Annotated in this window: 3 protein-coding genes; 2 read left to right on the forward strand and 1 reads right to left on the reverse strand. The window is 65.1% G+C overall.

Annotated elements, in window-relative coordinates; genetic code table 11:
* A partial coding sequence (locus HC022_RS24665) for a hypothetical protein (RefSeq protein WP_167454152.1) occupies positions 1–478 on the reverse strand: 478 nt, incomplete at its 3' end.
* Between the two features lie 216 nt (positions 479–694).
* On the opposite strand from HC022_RS24665, the gene HC022_RS24670 reads away from it, so the two are divergent.
* Positions 695–1735 (forward strand): PstS family phosphate ABC transporter substrate-binding protein, encoded by a 1041-nt coding sequence (locus HC022_RS24670; RefSeq protein ID WP_167454153.1) that lies wholly within the window; start codon positions 695–697, stop codon positions 1733–1735.
* A gap of 89 nt (positions 1736–1824) precedes the next feature.
* Positions 1825–2198: phosphate ABC transporter permease family protein (locus HC022_RS24675; RefSeq protein ID WP_175583729.1), on the forward strand; the 374-nt coding region annotated here is incomplete at its 3' end.

The raw sequence follows: 2198 nt of genomic DNA on the forward strand, positions 1-2198 counted from the left end.
TGGCTTCATAGCCCGTCCGCGAGCCGTCGAAGCCGTTCTCGCGCATGCTCTCGACCAGTCCGAGCAGGTCCTCGCGCAGGAAGGCGAAGATCTCGGCCTCGCTGCGGAGCGCGCGGGTCTTGTAATAGGCGGCGCCGGTGTCGCGGAGCTGGGTGCGCATCTGGTGGAACCAGAGGCTGTCCTGCAGCGCGTCGGCGTGGTCGAGCGCATCGGCGATGCGCCGGTAACGCTGGGTCTCGCGCACGAGCATCGCGGCACTGAAGTGGCGGGCGGGAATCGCGAAGGGTTCCGCGTGCTTGATCGGGGCCCTCAGCGGGCCAAGCAGCGCGCCCGGGACAAATCTCTCGAGTCGGTTGAGCCGCTCTCTCCCGACGGGCCACTTGGAGCCCAGTTGCAGGCGAACCTGAGTCGGGTCGATCCAGATGACCGAGCGGTATCGTGGATCCTTCAGGAATTGCCGTTGCTTGAGGCCTCTCATCGCTGGCTCTCCCCCTGACGCGGTGTGGCGCGGTTTTCGCGCCTGTGAATTGTGGGATGGATAGGTATTCTCCTCTAGATGGTGTCATCTTACTTTCTCTGGCTGCTGTCATCAAACTGTTACGCGGGTGTCACAAAAGCATTGCGCGTCGGGCCTAGGGCTGCGGCGAGGCTCCGGAAGGGGAAGGAGCCAGAAACCAGTGACAGGAGCATTCCTATGCAATCCGTGAAACTCGCCGCATCGGCACTGGCCATTGCCGCCGTCTCGGCCTCCGCCGCAGCTGCCCGCGACAACGTCCAGATCGCCGGCTCGTCGACCGTTCTGCCCTATGCGTCGATCGTCGCCGAGGCCTTCGGCGAGAACTTCGACTTCCCGACCCCGGTGGTCGAATCCGGCGGTTCGTCGGCTGGCCTGAAGCGCTTCTGCGAAGGTGTCGGTGAGAACACCATCGACATCGCGAACGCATCGCGCGCCATCCGCGAAAAGGAAATCGCAGCCTGTGCAGACGCCGGCGTGACCGACATCATCCAGGTCCGCATCGGCTATGACGGCATCGTCTTCGCGTCGCAGAAGACCGGCCCCGAGTTCACCGCGTTCGAGCCGGCCGACCTTTATAACGCGCTCGCCGAGCAGGTGCTCGTCGACGGCGAAATGAAGCCGAATCCCTACAACACCTGGGCCGAGTTCAACTCCGAGCTTCCGGACGTCGAAATCGCCGCCTTCATCCCGGGCACCAAGCACGGCACCCGCGAAGTCTTTGAAGAGAAGGTCCTGCTGCAGGGCTGTGAAGACACCGGCGCGATGCAGGCCATGATCGACGGCGGGATGTCGGAAGACGACGCCGAGGGCGCCTGCATGGCGGTCCGCACCGACGGCAAGTCGGTCGACATCGACGCCGACTCCACCGAGACCCTGGCCCGCATCGACTCGAACGCCAACGGCGTCGGCGTCTTCGGCCTCGCGTTCTACGAGAACAACACCGACAAGCTGAAAGTGGCGACCATGTCGGGCGTCCAGCCGACCACCGAGACGATCGCCGAAGGCGAGTACCCGGTGTCGCGTCCGCTGTTCTTCTACATCAAGAAGGCCCACATCGGCGTGATCCCCGGCCTGAAGGAATTCGCCGAATTCTTCGTCTCCGACGAGATCGCAGGCCCGTCCGGCCCGCTCGCCAACTACGGCCTCGTGTCCGACCCCGAGCTGGCCGCCACCCAGGCGCAGGTGTCGGAAGAAGAGACCATGGGCTCGAACATGTAATCGGGATTTCTCCGATTGCCGAGGGGCGGCGTTCCGCGCCGCCCCAACGCTGCTTTTAGGACATTTTCCGAAACGACCTGGGGGGCGTCATGCCTGTTGTCTGGCTCATCCTGATCGTGCTCGTGCTGGCCGTGCTTGGCTTCATCGCCGGCCGCATGCGCGTGACCACCGCCGGCGGGGCGCGCCCGCACTCTCTGCCGAACTATTACGGCTGGAACGTCGCCATGAAGGTGATGGTGCCGGCCTTCCTCGCCCTCGTGATCTGGCGTCTCGTTCAGCCCTCCGTGGTGGACGGCAAGGTCTCCGGCAGGATCGACGAGGCCGCCATGCCCGAGGGCTCGACCCTCGGGCTGGTGATGTCGGACGTGCGCCGCGTGGCCGACGGGCTCGACCTTGCCGTCAGCCGCGGCCTGATGACCGCCGACTCCGCAAGCTCGATCCGGACCGAGTCCACCGACGTGCG

This window comes from Salipiger sp. HF18 (assembly GCF_011806505.1).
GTDB classification, from domain to species: Bacteria; Pseudomonadota; Alphaproteobacteria; order Rhodobacterales; family Rhodobacteraceae; genus Salipiger; species Salipiger thiooxidans.

What these genes read in the sequence shown, in the direction of transcription:
- HC022_RS24670 (WP_167454153.1), top strand. Translation starts at nt 695, where the DNA reads ATGCAATCCGTGAAACTCGCCGCATCGGCACTGGCCATTGCCGCCGTC.